Here is a 17,639-nt window from a genome sequence, read left to right as displayed (position 1 = left end):
AATGACTGATAGGTGGTTCGCCGCTGTGGCTTAAGGTCGTTGTACAGGTAGCCTTTGCGGAGCTATCATTCAGCCATTCAATCATTCAAAATTCTCACGTCGCTAGTTCCATGATTCGTTCTTCGGTACAGTCCGGTCGTTCCAGAACGCCCGCCAGCTGGCCGGTGCGCATGACGCCGACGCGGTCGCAGAGCAGCAGGAGTTCGGGCAGTTCGGACGAAATCAGCACGATACCGACGCCCTGGGCGGCCAGCTTCCGGAGCAGTTCGTAGATTTCGGCCTTGGCGCCTACGTCCACGCCATGCGTCGGTTCGTCGGCAATCAGCAGGCGCGGATGGCTGTGGAGCCAGCGCGCCAGAATTACTTTCTGCTGGTTGCCGCCGCTGAGCAGTCCCACGGGTTGCGAGACGGACGGCGTTTTGATGTTTAGCTGTCGGATAAAGCGGGCGGCGACGCCCAGAATGCGGCCCCGGCTGAGACGCCCGCTTTCGGAAACGGCCTCCAGATCGCTGACCACCATGTTTTCGGCCACGCTTTTTTCGGGAAAAAGAGCCCAGGCTTTTCGGTCTTCCGGCAGGTAGGCCACGCCCTGCGCCACGGCTTCCGCCGGATGGGTCAGCTTCACGGACTGTTGTTCCAGAAAAACCGCTCCCGAGGAAGGGTCGGCGCCGAAAATAGCTCTGGCCAGTTCCGTGCGGCCCGCCCCGACCAGCCCCGCCAGCCCGAAGATTTCTCCTTTCTGAACCGAAAAACTAACGTCCGAAAATCCGTGGCCGCTCAGTTGCTGAACCGTCAGCAGCGTGTCGGCCTGCCGGTTCGAGACAAAGGACTGCTCCTGTAACTGCCGTCCGACCATCCGGCTGATGAGCGCATCGACCGTGGTCCGGCGGGCATCGAACGTTCCCTGATGCCGCCCATCTTTCAGCACCGTCACCCGGTCGGCAATGCGGCCGATTTCCTTCATGCGGTGCGAAATGTACAGAATCAGCTTTCCCTGCTGCCGCAGATCATCGATCAGGTCAAAGAGGACGTCGGTGTCTTTTTCCGAAATGGAAGCCGTGGGTTCGTCCAGAATGAGGATGCGCGGCGAAGCGGCCAGCGCCCGGGCAATTTCCACCATCTGCTGCTGACCGGCCGACAACTCGGCCACCAGGCGATGGGTTGGCAGACGCTGCAATTTCAGGCTTTGCAGGAGGCTGGCGGCCCGGCGGTGCAGCTCCGGAAAATCGATCCGGCCCCAGCGGGTCCGGGGCTGGTTGTCGGGAAACAGGTTTTCGGCCACACTCAAATTGCCGAACAGGCTCCGGTGCTGGTGCACGAGCGCGATGCCGAGCGCGCGGGCCTGCTCGGGACTGCGCATCTGGACGGGCTGGCCGTCAAGCAGCATTTCTCCGTCATCCGGCTGCATCGTTCCGGCGATCAGGTGCATGAGCGTACTTTTTCCCGCGCCGTTTTCGCCGCAGATGGCGTGAATCTCTCCCCGACAAAAAGCCAGAGAAACGTCATCCAGGGCCTTCACGCCGGGAAATGTTTTGGTGATATGCCGGATTTCAAGCATGGGCGTGGTTTAGGATCGTGCGCCTACCGGCAATCCGGTCAGCGGTATGTTTTAAAACCTGACAAGTTCCTGATGCTCCGCCGACTGGTAACTGGCCCAGACCAGCCGGACCGTCCGCAGGTTGTCCTCGCCGGTCGTTTCGGCCCGTCCGCCCCGCAGCCCGTGCAGAATGTCGCGGTTGCAGTCTACGATGCTGGAATGTACCACGGCATAGTCGGGGTCGAGCCAGTCGTACAGGACGGGTCGGATGGTCTCCGCCGTGGTGCCCTGCCGCGTGGTCGTTTTCAGGACAAAATCGTAGGTCAGATGCAGCGAACCGCGTTCGCCTTCCACCAGCACGAGGGTTTGCGGAAACGACTCTTTTTCCAGAATCGAGGCGTAGGACATCTCGGCGTAGCAGTGCAGACCGCTTTCCATTTCCATGAACACATTCGCCACGTCCTCGCCCTGAATGGTCGGGTTGACCCGCCGCGTCAGGCAATACAGGCTGCGCGCCTCACCGAACAGAAAGCGGCAGACGTCGAGCACGTGCGAGCCGATATCGGTCAGGATGAACCGCTCCAGTTCGGCCAGAAACGGCTGGTTGTCGAAGACCGGAAAACCTGAGCAGAACGACACCCGGGCTTTGAACGGCTGTCCGATAACGCCCGAGTCCAGCGCCTGTTTGAGCGCCCGGATGGGCGCCTGCCACCGGAAGTTCTCGTGGATAAAAAGCGGCACCCCGGCCGTCCGGCAGACCTGCACCATCTCCTCCGCCAGCGGGAGCGAAGGGGCCATCGGCTTCTGGCAAATGACCCCGATTCCGCGTTCGGCGGCCATTCGGGTGAACAACGGGTGGGTATCCACGTCGGTGATGATGTCCACAAAATCCAGCGTTTCGGCATCCAGCAGTTGCTGCGGGTTATCGAAGACGCGGGGCACCCCAAACCGCGCCGCCACGTCCTCCGCCCGGCTGCGCGTCCGGTTGTAGACGGCCACAAGCTCCACCCCGTCCAGTTCCTGCCAGGCGGGAATCTGGTAATTCGACCAGAAACCAGTTCCGAAAACGGAAAAGCGCATAAGACGTTTAAAGTTGAACGATCAAGTTACTTCGTCGTAATATCCCTCACCTGCTCGCGGATGTCGTCCATGTCGAAGATGCGTTCCCAGTTGTCGCGGAACAGCAGGGGTTTGGCCCGTTTGCTGATTTTGTAGGCGGCATCCGAGAACGAGCCGTTGACCTCTTTGAACAGCACCGCAATCTGGATGCGGAGGTGGCCCAGCACAAAATCCCGCGCGGCCGCCTCCGGAACACCGAGGGCGACAATCCGGTCGTAGCCTTCCCTGACGACCTCCATGCAGGTCTGCGCCAGCGTCTCGACCATCGCCGGTTCGAGAATGGCCATCTGTTCGAGCGTAATCCGGTGGGTGTCCCTGATGGGCGCGTACATGTCCTGCGACACTTTTTCGCCCAGCTGATAGTGCTCTTCCGTGCCGTGCATCAGCGCTACGACGATGGACTGTTTCGCCGAAATGCCGCCGTAGAAATCCCGGAACGCCGCTTCGGTCGGCTCCCAGTTGAAAATGGACGGGTGGCAGGGATGGGCGATGACGTAACCCAGGTCGTCGCGGTGGGCGATCACGCCGTCGAGCGGAGCGGCCGGGTCGAGGGTCAGCACCAGCGCACCGGGTTTCATGTGCGGAATGATGCCCTCCGAAATCGAGCCGATGGTGACGTCCGGTACGGCCAGAATCACTACGTCGGAGAGCGGAATGACGTCTTTCTGCCGACTCACCGTCACGCCCCGAGAAGCCAGGTTATCAATGCCGCGCTCGCTCACTTCCAGATAATGAACCTGATAATGGCTGTACTTCAGAAAATTATCGGTCAGCCGGCAACCCATTTTGCCCCCTGCTCCGACGAGCGTAATCGTGGTCATATTTTTTTGGTCAAATAGTGGTTTCAGGTACTCCAGACTTTGCTGCACCCAGCGCGTTTCTCGGGCTACGGTGGCCTCGATGGTCGGCTCCGGATTGGACCAGACTTCGAGCGTGGCGGTTCGGCAGCGGCCGTGGCGGGCCAGTTCGGCGAGGGTTTCTGGAATGTCCAGCAGGCCCTGTCCGGCCGGACAGCCTTCCACCACGAAGCCCATTTTATGTTCGACGCGCCGGATGGTGAAGTCCTTGACGTGGAAATTAACCGTGTATGGGGCCAGAATCCGCAGCACCTCCCGGCTTCCTTCGTCGGCTCCCAGCGAATTCACCGAATCGAGGCAGATGCCCACCCCGTCGGGGTCGGTCGCCCGGATGATGCGTTCGAGCGAAGCGGCCGGGAAGCGGTCGTGGTTCTCCAGGGCCAGAATAATCTGCTGCTCCCGGAGCGCCGGAAGGCACTCGTTGATCGTCCGGATGACTTCGTTTTCGCCGGGATGGTAGTCGGCATCGTCGATCACCATCCGCAGAAAAGGAGAGCCCAGCTGCCGGGCAATGGACAGGTACGCATTCAGGTTGTCCGGCGTCAGGCGCCGCGTGCCCACTTCCAGCCGGAGGCCAAGTTGGCGGGCCTGCCGGGAAAGGGCCGCCCGCTCGTCGGCCGACAGAGTATGCAGCGGCAGATTATCGCCGAACTGGACAACCCGGAGCCCGGCTTCGGCGGCTTTCTGCAGCAAATCAAAGGCAGAGAGCGGCGTCTGGGGCCGAAAACCCGGCACTCCGACCGCCCAGGGAAATGAATACGAACTAAGGCCCAGGTGCACTTTTCCTTTTTATTCGGAAAGCAGCCGCTGGCGGGAATCTCCTTTTGCCAGAGGCCGGTTTTGTAATTTCCTGCCAAATGAAAAAGGGAGTAACCATTAAAACTTGGTGAATCTTTGGACGAAAGACCATTTGTAACCAGCGGTGGCTCTCGTTTGTAGGAAAACCTTTGTATCTTCGCAGGCTTTTCAAACTTTGTACTTCACCAATATAACTTTTTAATGAGCCGTTTCACCGGACTGATTGGAGTCGTTCTGATTCTGGGTATTGCTTATGCAATGTCCAACAACCGTAAAGCCATAAATCTTCGTACTGTCCTTGTAGGGTTGGGCCTTCAGTTCGGGCTGGCCGTTTTTGTATTGAAGACAGATGCCGGGCAAAAAACCTTCGGCTGGCTGGGAAATATTGTCGCCAAACTGCTTTCGTATGCCGATGCCGGTGCGGGCTTTGTTTTCGGCTCGCTGGTGAATAAAGCCGTGCTCGACCGGGCTTTCGGCGCGGGGAATGATTTCATTTTCTTCTTCCGGGTCATTCCGACCATTATTTTCGTCGCGGTGCTGGTCAATATCTTCTACCACCTCGGTGTCATGCAGCGGGTGGTCGCCGTGATGGCGCGTGTGATGAAATGGCTGATGGGCGTGAGCGGGGCCGAGGCGCTGTCGAACGTGTCCAGCACTTTTGTCGGACAGGTAGAGGCCCAGATCATGATCAAGCCGTACCTGAAAGGGATGACCAATTCGGAGCTGCTGGCGTCGATGGCGGGAAGCTTTGCCTGCATTGCCGGCGGCGTACTGGCCGTCTACATTTCGCTGGGCGTGCCGGCTCCTTACCTGCTGGCGGCCAGCATCATGGCCGCACCGGGGGCGCTGGTCATCAGTAAAATCGTGTTCCCGGAAACGCAGGTGTCCGAAACGTCCGGAACGGTCAAACTGGAGATCAAAAAGACGCACGCCAACCTCCTCGACGCCATTGCGGCCGGAGCCAGCGAGGGTCTGAAGGTAGGCTTCAACGTGATTGCCATGCTGATCGGGTTCATCGCCCTCATCGGCCTGCTGGATGCCATTCTGTTCAAAATCGGCTACAACGGCTTCGGCGTGACGTTCCTGAGTCTGAACTTCCTGCTGGGTAAGCTGTTCTCGATCTTTGCCTGGGCAATGGGCGTTCCGACGCAGGACATCCAGACGGCGGGCGCCCTGATGGGGACCAAGATGGTGGTCAACGAGTTTGTCGCCTACCTCGATCTGGTGAAGGTGAAGGAAACGCTTGACCCCAAGACGGTAGCCATCACCAGCTTCGCGCTTTGCGGTTTTGCCAACTTCTCCTCCATCGCCATTCAGGTCGGCGGCATTGGCGAACTGGCCCCCAACCGCCGCCGCGATCTCGCCAAACTCGGTTTCAAAGCCCTCATCTGCGGCACGCTGGCAAGTTATATGTCGGCTACGCTGGCGGGGCTTCTTCTTTAAATTGCGAATTAGTGAATAGCGAATTGGCGAATAGACTCCGCTTGGTCAGAATGCTGATTTAGCGGAGCTTATTCGCCAATTCGCTATTCACTAATTCGCTATTCCAATTTCTTCCGTTCCGCTTCCAGCGCCAGCACGTTGTTGTTGGCGACCTTCACAGCGGCGGGGACTTTGCCGACCGGGCGGACTTCCACGAAGCTTTCGCCCTGGCTCACAATCTCCACTTTCTGCTTTTTCAGGGGAATCGTATCGTTCTCCCAGCGGCTGGTCAGGAAGATGAACTTGGCCTCCCCGTCGTCCAGAATGGCCGTGCGCGGCAGGGTGTTCTGGCTGGTCCGCGTGCCGACGCCAATCAGCCGCGCCTGCACGTTCATGTCCGCCAGCATCAGGTTGCTGGTTTTGGGACGTTCGTAAGTGACGTGCAGCGTAATGGCCCGGTTTTCGGCGTCCAGGGAGCGGGAAATGTAGGCCACTTTACCCCGTACCGGCGCTGACGAATGGTTCACAAAGCGCAGCTCGACGGGCTGGCCTTCGCGCACGTAGTCCGCGTCTTTTTCGTAAACGTAAATGTCCGCCTGCGTGCGGTTGGGGTTGATGACCTCGGCCAGCAGCGTTTCCGGCTGGACGGTCGAACCGATGTTTTCGTGAAATTTGAAGATAAACCCGTCAATCGGTGAACGGACGACCAGCGAAGACGTCATGCGCACGTCTTTTGTCCGGATGAGGCTGGCCGTGGGTACGCCGATGATGTCGAGCTTGTTCTTCAACGCCCGTTCGCGGGCGAGGGCGGCTTTCAGCTTGGCGTCCACGGATTGGTAGTCAGCTAGTACGCCGATGTTGCTTTTGCGGAGTTCGTCCTGCCGTTTGTATTCCACTTCCAGATATTCCACTTCGCTGTGGGCGGCGGCATAGTCGTTCTGCAATTCCAGCAGCTGAAAGCTCGAAATCCGGGCCAGCGGCTGGCCTTTCTTCACGCTCTGGCCCTCGCGCACGAAAATCTGCTCGATTTTGCCGTCGATATGGCTGCTGACCTCCGCCTTGCTGTCCGGAAGGAGCGTAATGACCCCGTTGGCGTAAATGATGGGCTGCAGCGTCCGGTCTTCGAACTGCACGAGGTTGACGTTGGCGGACTCCAGTTGCCGGGGCGTCAGCCGGATGACATCGACCACGGCATTGGCGGCATTGGCGGACGCGGCGGCCGGCTCTTCGGTGTCTTTCCCGTTGGAATCGTGGCAGGCATTCAGGCCCGTCAGGACCGCAGCCGCGCTTAGAAAAAGAATGAGGTATCGGTTCATGGTGATATTTTTTAAGATTTACTCGCCTTTGAGGTATTGAAGCGTAATGACGGCCTGATTGAAATTCCGCAGGGCTTCGAGGTAGCCGAGCCGGATTTTGAACGCCTGCTGAATGTTCAGCAAGTAGTCGTAATAGCCGATGCTGCCGAGCCGGTAACCGTCCTGGGCTGCCTTGACAATCTCGTTCGCTTCGAGCAGGCCAATCGTTTCAAAATAGTCCAGAGCTTCCTGGTATTGCAGGTAGTCGGCAAAGGCTTTGTCGTAGCTTCCCTGCAACTCGTACTGATTCAGCGAAATCTGCGTCCGGGCGATGGCGACATCCGTCTGCGCCGCCTTGATCCGCGAACTGGCTACCCAGCCCCAGACCGGCAGCGACATCCCGAAGCGGAAGCGGTAGAGCCAGGGCGATTCGGCCGTTCCCTGGTTGAGGTATCCGACAATGATGTTCGGCAGGCGGCGTTTCTGCTCCAGCGTCAGATTGGCCTCGCTGAGGCGCTGGTTCTGGCGGTAAAAACCGCTCAGCGGGTTGCGCGTAAACGTTGAATCGCTTGACAGAAAAGGCGTCGAATACGCCAGCTTTCCGAAGGTTCCGGCTGCTTGCAGGGTTGTATCGTTGGGCATCCCGACCAGCAGACCGAGCTGAATCCGGGCACTCCGGACCCGGGCGCGCGTCTGGTCGAGCAGGTAGCGAATCTCGCGTTGCTGCGACTGGGCGTTCAGGACTTCAATCCGCGAGATCTGGCCCACCCGCTGGCGCACGCCCGTCACCCGCGCAAAATCCAGCAGCAGACTGTCCTGACGGCGGTAGTTGGCGATGCTTTCCCGCAGGTACAGAATTTCGTTAAAAATCGTCCGGACATTGTACCGCAGGGTATTGGTCGTTACCTGCTTTTCCGTCTGGCTCAGCTGCACCTGCTGTTCCTGCACCTTCCGCTGGTTTCGGTAAACGGTCGGCAGCGAAAACGGCATTAGAAGGCCGGGTTCAAAATGCCGGGTGGTCGGCGCTTCAAAAATGAGTTCCGGCCCGGTAAGGCTGAGCGCGCTGGGCAGCAGGGCGCGCTGCTTATCGACCCGCAAATTGGCCACTTTGACCTGCGGGTTATTTTCCAGAGCCATGTTGATGGCCTCCGGCAGACTCAGCAGCCGTTGCGCCTGAACGGCCGGTACGGTCAGCAAACCCGCCGCCAGCGACAGGGCCGCTATTCGGTTTATTCGAAATGTTCTATGTGATTCGATCATGCGACTTCCTCTTCAAGTTTTTTCGGTTGGGGGACAGATTTTTTGGCAAACAGGGCGTACAGCACCGGCAGGATGATGAGCGTCAGGACCGTAGCCGTCAGCAGGCCGCCGATGACGACCGTCGCGAGCGGTTTCTGCACTTCGGCCCCCATGCTGGTTGAGAGGGCCATCGGCATGAAGCCCAGTGCGGCCACGAACGAGGTCATCAGCACCGGCCGGATGCGTTCTTCCAGTCCGCGCAAAACCCGCTGGTCGGGGTCCGTCACACCCTGACGACCCAGTTCGTTGAAGTGGCTCACGAGCAGAATCCCGTTCAAAACCGCCACCCCGAAGAGTGCGATGAACCCGACTCCGGCCGAGATACTGAAGTTCATGTCGCGCAGCAGGAGCGAGAACACCCCACCCACGGCTGACAGCGGCACCACGGCGTAGATCAGCAGGCTGTCGCGGAAATTGCCAAACGACAGGTAGAGCAGGCCGAAGATGATGAGCAGCGAAATCGGCACGACGATGGCCAGCCGGTCTTTGGCGCGGCTGAAGTTTTCGAATTCGCCGCCGTAGGTGATTTTGTAATCCTTCGAAACCGGCACGGCGCGGCTCACCTCCCGAATCACATCGTTGACCACCGATTCGAGGTCCCGTTCGCGCACGTTGAAGCCGACGTTGACCACCCGCTTCAGGTCCTTGTGCATGATTTCGGACGGGCCGACATCCTCGGTGATCACCGCCAGTTCGCGCAGCGGAATGGGGTTGTTGTCGGGGTCGTTGACCAGCAGGTTTTCGATGTTTTCGGGGCGCACGCGGTCGTCGCCGGTCAGCCGGAAGGTCAGGTCGAAGCGTTTATCCTGTTCGTAGACCACCCCGGCCGTTGCGCCGCCGAAGGCCATCTGCACGGTCCGGTTAATCTGCTCCACCTGGATGCCGTGGACGGCGAGCCGCTGCCGGTCGTACTTGATGTTAAGCTGCGGAAGCCCGTACACTTTCGCCGCCTTCACGTCCACCGCCCCCGGCACGCGCCGGATGATCTGGATCACCTGCTTCATCTTGGTGACCAGCGTGTCGAGGTCCGGGCCGTAGAGCTGCACGACCACGTCCGTCCGGGCGCCGCTCATCATGTCGTTCACCCGGCTTTCGATGGGCTGCGAAATGGCGTAAACCGGCCCCGGAAACTGCGCCATGTAGTTGTTGAACAGCACCGAAAGCTCTTCCTGCGTCTTCGCCTTTTTCCAGGTCTTCTTGTCGGTGAGCGACACGTACAGTTCCTGCGATTCCAGCGGCAGCGGGTCCACCTTGACCTCCGAGGTACCGATCTTGGAAACCGCGCTTTCGATTTCATCCGGAAATGCCTTCATCAGCCCTTCCTGAAACAGCTTGCTTTGCCGGATCGACTCGGTCAGGGGCGTCCCGACGGGCAGGTCCATGTCCACGACGATATCGCCTTCCTGCAGTTTCGGGATAAATTCACCACCGATGCGGCTGAAGCCCAGCACCCCGGCCAGCAGCACGCCGATGGCCATGGCCACCACTACGGGCTTGGCTTTCAGGCCGCCCCGCACGAGCGGGCGCAGTCCTTTCCAGAAGAAATCGACGATTTTCTGCGAAAAACCGTGGTCGTGCGGGTCTTTGGGCGGCCGCAGGATCAGGGCGCTCATCATCGGCACGTAGGTCAGTGAAAGCAGCAGAGCCCCGAGGATGGCAAAGCCTACCGTTTTGGCCATCGGCGAGAACATCTTGCCTTCCACGCCTTCCAGCGTCAGAATCGGGAAGTACACGATGAGGATGATCAGCCCGCCGAACACGACCGACTGTTTCACTTCCGAAACCGCCGAAATGATGGTTTCCTGCCGGTCTTTGTAGGTCAGCACCGTAGACTTGCCGTTCTGCTGGGCCAGCTGCTGCCGTTTTTGAAACGCAACGGCCAGAAAGAGCACGACGGATTCCACGACGATGATGGCCGGATCGACCAGCAGGCCGAAGTCGATGGCGCCGAGACTCATGATGTTGCCGACGACGCCGAACTGCCCCATCCAGATAAAGGCAAACAGCATCGCCAGCGGAATCACCGAGGCGGCCAGCAGACTCGCCCGCCAGTTGCCCAGCAGAACCAGAATCACGAAAACGACGATGATGGCCCCTTCGATCAGGTTGGTCGCCACGGTTTTGATGGCCGCGTTGACGATCTTCGAACGGTCGAGGAACGGTTCGATGACCAGCCCGTTGGGCAGTCCCCGCTGAATTTCGGCGAACTTGTCTTTCAGCCGCCCGATGACTTCGTTGCCGTTGGCTCCTTTCATCATCAGCACCGAGCCGCCGACCACTTCGCCGCGGCCGTCCATCGTCAGCGCCCCGAACCGCAGGGCGTGGCCGAACTCCACGTCCGCCACGTCGCGGACCAGCACGGGCGTGGGGCCGTTTTTCCGGATGACCGTCCGGCCGATGTCCTCCAGGTTCTGCACCAGACCGATGCCGCGGATGGTGTAGGCTTTGTTGTCCTTCTCGATGTAGGCCCCGCCCGTGTTGCTGTTGCCGCCCGACAGCGCGCCGTACAGATCGTCGATGGTCACGCCCAAAGCCCGCATCCGGTCCAGTTTGAGCTTGGCCTGGTACTCCTTGCTGTACCCGCCGTAGCCGCTGACGTCGGCAACCCCGGCCATACCCAGCAGTTGGCGGCGCACGTACCAGTCCTGCACGGTCCGGATTTCGGTTAATGTATAGTTTGGATTATCCGGGTCCTCGTTCCGGATAACGTACTGATAAATCTCCCCCAGGCCCGTCGAAACCGGTCCGAGAATCGGCGTTCCGGCTCCTTCGGGAATTTCGGACTTGACCCCTTCGAGGCGTTCGAACACCTGCTGGCGCGCCCAGTAAATGTCCGTTTCGTCCGTAAAAATCAGCTTGACCACCGCCGAACCGAACTTGGAAGTCGAGCGGACTTCGATCAGGCCCGGAATGTTGGCCATCGCCATTTCGATCGGCGTAGTGATGAATTTTTCAATTTCCAGCGACGACAGGTTCGGCGAGTTCGTAATGACGTCTACCTGCTGGTTGGTCACGTCGGGCACCGCGTCGATCGGTAGGTTTTTGAGCGAAAAGCTTCCCCAGATCATCAGCCCAAGCATCAAAAGGCCGACCGTCCAGGGGCTGCGGACGCTCCAGGCAATCAGTTTATCTATCATGAAATACGGTATCTGAATGGTTAATCAGGAAAATAGGGACATAGCAATGCCCATTTCGCGGCCGACGTATACACGAAAGCCCGAAACGGAACGCACTGGCCGCGGAGAGGCGGCATCACCAGTCAGACCGTCAGTTGGGGAGGGGGAGAATCGGGCGTAAGGACACAACCTTTCCAGCGCCTCTGGATGTCGGCCCAGCGAAGGGTATTTTGCCCGGAAAGAGATGGAAACGAAAGATGGGAGAAAAGCCGGTCTCCGGATTGGAACGGCGCTACTTCTTCGCCGCCGCCAGCCTTGTTTTCGCTGCTGTCGTCGCTCTGGGCATGCACAGGCGATGCGAAGTCCTTCTTTTTGCGCAGCGGCTCCTGCTTTTTCTTCCTGTAAAATTCGAAGGTGTGGGACTGAACCGTCACCGTTTTACGGGCCGGTCCCGTCGGAATAGGGGCATACGTCGAGCAAAAGGCGGTTTCGAACGCCAGCAGAAGAAGTACGATGGCTACTATTCCCCGCATTGCCCAGTTGTTAATTCACAAGAGACGTATTACCTGTCAAAAGTAATAAGCGAATAAATCCAATAGTTCCGTACCCCGCAAAAACTAATAGCAAAAATGTTTTTATAACTAAAAAATAGTGTTTTATGTTGGAAAAAGATAATTTGAGAATCTGACATTTCTGGTTGCCCCGCTATGCTGAACACAAAGCTCATTCCCCGCACACCATCGGCTCACGAACCGGGCCTGCTTCTGAAGAACATTCTGGCCCAGTCTCTCCAATACGAACCCGAACGGGAAATTGTCTACCGCGACCTGTTCCGAATGAATTACGTTGCGTTCAACCGGCGCGTCCGGCAACTGGCCAATCTGCTCACCAGCCTGGGCGTCGAAGCCGGAGACACCGTCGCCGTGCTGGACTGGGACAGCCACCGTTACCTGGAATGTTTTTTTGCGGTTCCGGGCATCGGGGCCATTCTGCATACGATCAACGTGCGGCTCTCTCCGGCGCAGGTGCTGTATACGATGAATCATGCCGAGGACAAGCTGGTGCTGGTTCACGAAGATTTTCTGCCGCTGCTCAACGCCGTTAAAAACCAGCTGACAACCGTAGCGAAGTACGTCGTTATTTCCGACAAAGTTTACCAGGACGAAGCGGCGGTGACGGTTCCCGAAGGCTTTGCCGGGGAATACGAAACCCTGCTGAAAGCCGCTCCGGCCGACTTCGACTTCCCGGATTTCGACGAAGACACCTGGGCGACGACTTTTTACACCACCGGCACCACGGGCAATCCGAAAGGCGTTTACTTCTCGCACCGGCAGCTTTTTATACACACGATGGGCCTGCTGACCTATGTTTCGGGTTACGAAGCGGTGCCGTTCAAATCGGGTCAGGATGTGTACATGCCCATCACGCCCATGTTTCACGTCCACGCCTGGGGCTTCCCGTTTCTGGCGACGATGCTCTCGGCGAAGCAGATTTACCCCGGCCGCTACGAGCCCGAAATGCTGCTGAAACTCTTGCTGAAAGAGGGCGTGACGCTCTCACACTGCGTCCCGACCATCCTGAATATGCTCGTCAGCAGCCCGGCGGCCCAGCAGTTCCGCGCCCAGCTGAGCCGCTGGAAAGTGATTATCGGCGGCTCGGCCCTGACGCGCGGGCTGGCGCAGGCGGCTACCGACCTGGGTATTCAGGTGTACGCAGGGTACGGCATGTCCGAAACGGCCCCGGTGATGTCGATTACGTACCTCAACGATACCGAGCGCAGTCTGCCGCCGGACGAGCAGGTCGATCTGCGGACGCGGGCGGGCCGGATTGCGCCGTTTGTCGAGCTGAAGCTGATTGACGACAACGGGCATGAGGTGCCCCGGGACGGCCATTCGGTCGGCGAACTGGTGGCGCGCGGCCCCTGGATGACGCAGGGCTATTACAAGGAAGCCGAACAGAGTGAGAATCTGTGGCGCGACGGCTGGCTGCATACGGGCGACGTGGCCAGTATTTCTCCCGACAACTGGGTGCAGATTGCCGACCGCACCAAGGATGTCATCAAAACCGGCGGCGAATGGGTGTCTTCTCTGGCGATTGAAGACCTGCTTTCGCGTGTGGAGGGCGTGGCCGAATCCGCCGTTATCGGCCTGCCCGACGAACGCTGGGGCGAACGGCCGCACGCGCTCATTGTCCTCAAACCCGACGCGGCGGGAAAAGTAACGCCGGAGGGAGTGAAGGCCGCCTTGCAGCAGCAGGTCGATTCCGGCGATCTGAACAAGTGGTACGTGCCCGACCGCATCGTGCTGGTGCCCGAAATTCCGAAAACGAGTGTGGGAAAAATCGACAAGAAGAAAATTCGGAGTGAGATGCGGGAGGTGATTCTCGGATAACGTTCGTCTGGATTTGGTTAACCACCGAGTTTCTCAGAGTTTTACACCGAGTTTAGGGGAGTACTTAGCGTTTGAATCTACTCCGTGCGACTCTGTGCTAACCTCTGTGCCACTCGGTGGTTGAATGTTTATGCTTAAAATAGGACTCCTTTCCGACACCCACGGCTACCTCGACCCGGCCATTTTCGACCATTTCAAAGACTGCGATGAGGTCTGGCATGCGGGCGACATCGGCACGGTCGAGGTCTTTACCCAACTCGAAAATTTCAGGCCTTTCCGCGCCGTTTGGGGCAATATCGACGGGGCCGACCTGCGCGTCCGCTGCCCCGAACACCAGCGGTTTGAATGCGAAGGGCTCCGTATCTGGATGACGCACATTGGCGGGGCGCCGCCGCGCTACAACCCGGAGGTTCGCCCGGTGTTGCAGCGCGAACGTCCGGATCTGTTCATCTGCGGCCATTCGCACATCCTGCGTGTGCAGCGCGACGCGGCGCTCGGCCGGACGCTCTACGTCAACCCCGGGGCGGCGGGCCAGCACGGTTTCCACCGCATGCGCACCTGCGTACGCTTCGGTTTGGACGCTGGGAAAGTGGTGAATTTTGAGGTGATTGAATTGGGGCGGCGCGGCCTGATCGAGAAGTAGGGGCGACGGTAGGGCCAGCAAACCCGCCTAACAGGCACCATTGAAGTCGTGTGAGGTGAAGGCAAAAAGCGGAAATGCCGAAAACAGAGCCGCTAACAGCTTCTATTCCCAGAAGTGTTGCCGGTGGTAGCGGATACAGGCAAGGTCAAGCCGGTGGTTGCGGTGGACGGTCAGCTTGCCTTCGAGGTCCAGCAGGGTAAAATCGTCGTCAATGGCAAAGCCGCCAAAATCAAACTGGACGTGGTGATTGGGACACAGGCACAACACATTGCTTAGCTCGTCCGGACCGTCGTGCGGGGCACCGAGCGGGCGAATGTGAGCCGCTTCGGCGTAAAACCCGGCGCTCGTCACGATTCGTTCGTGGCAAACCTGACACCTCAAATCGTACAACTGCTTCACCCGGCGACCAACTTCCGTATCCCGGACAATCCGTTGAATGGTCGTTTCCCTGCGGACGGGCTTTTTACGGCCATAACTGCCCGGCTCCTCTTCTACGCTAAACGGGGCCGAGTCCTGTTCCGGAAGTTTAACCAGCCGGAAGCGCCAGATTGCGTACCCGGATTTGCCTTTTTCCTTCCAATACGATTCTACCTGATAAAGACCGTCGTACCGATAACCACTTACGGGCGAATGAGGCGTCCGGTGCTGATAGCCGCGAATGACCCGCACGGGCAGGCCGGTTTGACAATTTTTTGCCAAAGCCAGATTCTGGCGGGCTAATAGCTGGTCGGTAATCTGCTTGCCGGTGTCGAGGTCTCTGCCGCCATGACCCGTGTAAATGATGACATCCCCGTAGTCCTTATCATCTTCATATCCTCCGGAAAGCACAATCGAATCCGCGCCTTCGAGTTGAGAGCCGCTGATGCCCGCCTGCGTGGGGGCGTGAACGCCGGACATTGCCAGTTCGAGGCGGTGACTGTAGCAGGTGCCTTCTACCTGCCCGGGAATATGACCAAAAATGCGGCTGGACATAGCGAGGAGTGTTGGCACAACCGCCGGGCGGCCCGTTGCGATCGTGCCAATACGTTCAGGTTACAGCGGAATCTGTTCCAGTTTGAGCGCCGGTTCGCCGTTTTTGAACGACGGGCGGGGCTTGATGTTCAGGGTCTGGAAAAGCTCCTTGTCGGCGTCCACCTCAGGGTTGGGCGTCGTCAGGAGTTTGTCCCCGGCGAAGATGGAGTTGGCGCCGGCCAGGAAACACAGGGCCTGCTCTTCCATGTTCATCCGGACGCGGCCGGCCGAGAGGCGGACCATCGCTTTCGGCATGATGATCCGGGCGGTGGCAATCATCCGTACCATTTCCCAGACCGACACGCGGGGCTGGTCTTCCAGCGGCGTGCCTTCTACCGGCACCAGCGCGTTGACGGGCACCGATTCGGGGTGTTCGGGCAGGGTGGACAGCGTGTGCAGCATGCCGATGCGGTCGCCGTGCGATTCGCCCATGCCGATGATGCCGCCCGAGCAGACCGAAATACCCGCCTGCCGGACGTTCCCGAGGGTGTCGAGCCGGTCGTCATAGGTCCGGGTGCTGATGATGTCGCCGTAGTATTCTTCGCTGGTGTCGAGGTTATGGTTGTAGGCGTACAGACCGGCGGCTTTCAGCTTGTGCGCCTGTTCGTCGGTCAGCATGCCCAGCGTGCAGCAAACTTCCATGCCCATGCCGTTGACGCCTTTGACCATCTCCAGCACCTTGTCGAAATCCCGGTTGTCGCGGACTTCCCGCCAGGCGGCTCCCATGCAGAACCGCGTGCTGCCGGATTCTTTGGCGCGCGAAGCAGCTTCGATGACCTCGTCCACCTCCATCAGCTTGTGCACCTTCACGGCCGTGTGGTAGCGGGCCGCCTGCGGACAGTAGGCACAGTCTTCGGGACAGCCGCCCGTTTTGACCGAAAGCAGCGTGCAGACCTGCACTTCCTGCGGGTCGTTGTACTCACGGTGCACGGTGGCGGCGCGGTAGATAAGGTCCAGAATTGGGGAATTATAGATGTCGGCGATTTCCGCCCGGGTCCAGTCCGTACGAATGGGAGTCATAGAGAAGTCGTAAGTCAGTAAGTCCGTCCGTCGTAAGTCCGCTTGCGCAAGCTACGTATACGGACGCCAAAGATACGGGCGGGGCGCTTTGGGTGCAAATGTTCCGGGGCGGACACGGCTTTCCGATCGATCGGGGAAGCGCTCGGGCTGTTCATACGCCGGCTATTTTCGGCGAAACCCAACCACCATATAGTCTCCTTTCGCTGTGATGCGCCTCCAGCCTTCTTCCCAATCACTGACCCGATAGGTTCCTCTACGGTCAAGGGTAATCCAATAACCGGTCGGCTGACGGGTCTGCAACTGGTGAAAGCAGGCGAGCGCCTCTTCTAACGTGTCGAAAGCTTCCGTTTCCAAATGTATGTCCTGCAATGCTACATTGAGTGTAAGAGAGACATACGTAATTGAGGAGGAAACGGATTTTTAATTTACATTAAAATTTTTGGCCCCGTCTGACAATTTTGCTTTTATTTTCTGAAAACAGGGACCCGGCAGACTAGCGGACATCATTTCTGGCAAAGGCCACCCTGCTTACCTGGGTCTGTATTTCAAAGGGTTTGGTCACCGCGTCGGCTCCCATGAGAATTTCCAGCGCATAGTTGCCATCGGATAATTGAGAAAGGTCGAAGGCAAACTCCTTTAGTTCGTAATAATAAAAGGTATGCCTGAAAAGCGGACGGTTGGTGTCCTTGTCCAGCAGGGAGACCATAACCAGTTCGTACGAATAAACGACCGGTTTGGAGAGAGCCAGCCGGAACCGCAGACTGCTCATCTCTTCCATCCCGACGCTGAGTTGTGCCGAGACGGCCACGGATGAGCTATCCGGAAACTGGGAATAGGACTGGGCCTGTACTTTACCAGCGTACAGCGACCCGGTCAGGACCAGCGTCGCCATCCCGGTTTTCAAAGTAGGAAGTATAGTTTCGTTCCTCATGGTTGTATTTTTATGTAAGGCATGAGATAAGTGCAATAAACGGCCGGAGGGGTCTTCCGATCTCCATGCGCTAGTCAATATGTAAATAATTATTAAGACGTTCAAAAACAATAACTTACAAGTAAGAATCTTGTTGAGGTGTTGTCGGATTGGTTATTTTAAAAAGTAGAATAGTACAGCAAATGGGAGAAAGTTTCTATT

General features: G+C 58.4%; 13 protein-coding genes. 3 read left to right on the top strand and 10 right to left on the bottom strand.

The window, feature by feature from the left end; all coding sequences use genetic code 11:
• Positions 1–94: 94 nt before the first annotated feature.
• Genes ORG26_RS04710 through ORG26_RS04700 form a run of 3 tightly spaced genes read right to left on the bottom strand, consistent with a single transcriptional unit; the run spans position 95 to position 4,293 of the window.
• Positions 95–1,558, bottom strand: a complete 1,464-nt coding sequence (locus ORG26_RS04710) for a sugar ABC transporter ATP-binding protein (protein ID WP_266367375.1) — start codon at positions 1,556–1,558, stop codon at positions 95–97.
• Positions 1,559–1,609: 51 nt separating this feature from the next.
• Complete coding sequence (locus tag ORG26_RS04705; RefSeq protein WP_266367374.1) at positions 1,610–2,617, bottom strand: Gfo/Idh/MocA family protein; 1,008 nt, start codon at positions 2,615–2,617, stop codon at positions 1,610–1,612.
• Positions 2,618–2,643: 26 nt separating this feature from the next.
• Positions 2,644–4,293, bottom strand: coding sequence for a phosphogluconate dehydrogenase C-terminal domain-containing protein (locus tag ORG26_RS04700; protein WP_266367373.1), 1,650 nt, complete (start codon positions 4,291–4,293; stop codon positions 2,644–2,646).
• Between the two features lie 219 nt (positions 4,294–4,512).
• Between ORG26_RS04700 and ORG26_RS04695 the strand changes: the two genes are divergently transcribed.
• Positions 4,513–5,754: a NupC/NupG family nucleoside CNT transporter gene (locus ORG26_RS04695; protein ID WP_266367372.1), complete on the top strand. Its 1,242-nt coding sequence runs from the start codon at positions 4,513–4,515 to the stop codon at positions 5,752–5,754.
• A 98-nt stretch (positions 5,755–5,852) separates the two neighbouring features.
• Here the strand turns inward: ORG26_RS04695 and ORG26_RS04690 are convergent, their stop codons facing one another.
• The 4 genes from ORG26_RS04690 to ORG26_RS04675 all read right to left on the bottom strand — a co-directional run bounded on the left by ORG26_RS04690 (position 5,853) and on the right by ORG26_RS04675 (position 11,976).
• Complete coding sequence (locus tag ORG26_RS04690; protein WP_266367371.1) at positions 5,853–7,049, bottom strand: efflux RND transporter periplasmic adaptor subunit; 1,197 nt, start codon at positions 7,047–7,049, stop codon at positions 5,853–5,855.
• Between the two features lie 18 nt (positions 7,050–7,067).
• Positions 7,068–8,288 carry a TolC family protein gene (locus ORG26_RS04685; protein ID WP_266367370.1) on the bottom strand — a complete coding sequence of 407 codons (1,221 nt, stop codon included), beginning with the start codon at positions 8,286–8,288 and terminating at the stop codon, positions 7,068–7,070.
• Positions 8,285–11,464 carry an efflux RND transporter permease subunit gene (locus ORG26_RS04680; protein WP_266367369.1) on the bottom strand — a complete coding sequence of 1,060 codons (3,180 nt, stop codon included), beginning with the start codon at positions 11,462–11,464 and terminating at the stop codon, positions 8,285–8,287. Before ORG26_RS04680 ends, ORG26_RS04685 begins: the two co-directional genes overlap by 4 nt.
• Positions 11,465–11,586: 122 nt before the next feature.
• Positions 11,587–11,976, bottom strand: a complete 390-nt coding sequence (locus tag ORG26_RS04675) for a hypothetical protein (RefSeq protein WP_266367368.1) — start codon at positions 11,974–11,976, stop codon at positions 11,587–11,589.
• Positions 11,977–12,150: 174 nt separating this feature from the next.
• Between ORG26_RS04675 and ORG26_RS04670 the strand changes: the two genes are divergently transcribed.
• Both ORG26_RS04670 and ORG26_RS04665 read left to right on the top strand, forming a co-directional pair.
• A complete protein-coding gene (locus ORG26_RS04670) occupies positions 12,151–13,833 on the top strand; it encodes a fatty acid--CoA ligase (protein ID WP_266367367.1) in 1,683 nt (560 codons plus the stop codon).
• Between the two features lie 130 nt (positions 13,834–13,963).
• Complete coding sequence (locus ORG26_RS04665) at positions 13,964–14,476, top strand: metallophosphoesterase family protein (protein ID WP_266367366.1); 513 nt, start codon at positions 13,964–13,966, stop codon at positions 14,474–14,476.
• A 102-nt stretch (positions 14,477–14,578) separates the two neighbouring features.
• Here ORG26_RS04665 and ORG26_RS04660 read toward each other — a convergent pair whose 3' ends face one another.
• The 3 genes from ORG26_RS04660 to ORG26_RS04650 form a co-directional block, all read right to left on the bottom strand.
• Positions 14,579–15,448 carry a YDG/SRA domain-containing protein gene (locus ORG26_RS04660; RefSeq protein ID WP_266367365.1) on the bottom strand — a complete coding sequence of 290 codons (870 nt, stop codon included), beginning with the start codon at positions 15,446–15,448 and terminating at the stop codon, positions 14,579–14,581.
• A gap of 60 nt (positions 15,449–15,508) precedes the next feature.
• Positions 15,509–16,507: a biotin synthase BioB gene (gene bioB / locus ORG26_RS04655; RefSeq protein ID WP_266367364.1), complete on the bottom strand. Its 999-nt coding sequence runs from the start codon at positions 16,505–16,507 to the stop codon at positions 15,509–15,511.
• A gap of 493 nt (positions 16,508–17,000) precedes the next feature.
• Positions 17,001–17,438 carry a hypothetical protein gene (locus ORG26_RS04650; protein ID WP_266367363.1) on the bottom strand — a complete coding sequence of 146 codons (438 nt, stop codon included), beginning with the start codon at positions 17,436–17,438 and terminating at the stop codon, positions 17,001–17,003.
• Between the last annotated feature and the right edge of the window lie 201 nt (positions 17,439–17,639).

This window comes from Tellurirhabdus rosea (assembly GCF_026278345.1).
GTDB lineage: Bacteria > Bacteroidota > Bacteroidia > Cytophagales > Spirosomataceae > Tellurirhabdus > Tellurirhabdus rosea.
The sequence above is the reverse complement of the archived record's forward strand: the minus strand, read 5'-3'. Positions and strand labels throughout refer to the sequence as shown.

Excerpts from the sequence above, each read along its gene's own strand:
- ORG26_RS04685 (WP_266367370.1), bottom strand. The coding sequence starts at position 8,288 with ATGATCGAATCACATAGAACATTTCGAATAAACCGAATAGCGGCCCTG.
- bioB (WP_266367364.1), bottom strand. The coding sequence starts at position 16,507 with ATGACTCCCATTCGTACGGACTGGACCCGGGCGGAAATCGCCGACATC.
- ORG26_RS04675 (WP_266367368.1), bottom strand. The coding sequence starts at position 11,976 with ATGCGGGGAATAGTAGCCATCGTACTTCTTCTGCTGGCGTTCGAAACC.
- ORG26_RS04680 (WP_266367369.1), bottom strand. The coding sequence starts at position 11,464 with ATGATAGATAAACTGATTGCCTGGAGCGTCCGCAGCCCCTGGACGGTC.
- ORG26_RS04705 (WP_266367374.1), bottom strand. The coding sequence starts at position 2,617 with ATGCGCTTTTCCGTTTTCGGAACTGGTTTCTGGTCGAATTACCAGATT.
- ORG26_RS04650 (WP_266367363.1), bottom strand. The coding sequence starts at position 17,438 with ATGAGGAACGAAACTATACTTCCTACTTTGAAAACCGGGATGGCGACG.
- ORG26_RS04665 (WP_266367366.1), top strand. The coding sequence starts at position 13,964 with ATGCTTAAAATAGGACTCCTTTCCGACACCCACGGCTACCTCGACCCG.
- ORG26_RS04695 (WP_266367372.1), top strand. The coding sequence starts at position 4,513 with ATGAGCCGTTTCACCGGACTGATTGGAGTCGTTCTGATTCTGGGTATT.
- ORG26_RS04690 (WP_266367371.1), bottom strand. The coding sequence starts at position 7,049 with ATGAACCGATACCTCATTCTTTTTCTAAGCGCGGCTGCGGTCCTGACG.
- ORG26_RS04710 (WP_266367375.1), bottom strand. The coding sequence starts at position 1,558 with ATGCTTGAAATCCGGCATATCACCAAAACATTTCCCGGCGTGAAGGCC.
- ORG26_RS04670 (WP_266367367.1), top strand. The coding sequence starts at position 12,151 with ATGCTGAACACAAAGCTCATTCCCCGCACACCATCGGCTCACGAACCG.
- ORG26_RS04660 (WP_266367365.1), bottom strand. The coding sequence starts at position 15,448 with ATGTCCAGCCGCATTTTTGGTCATATTCCCGGGCAGGTAGAAGGCACC.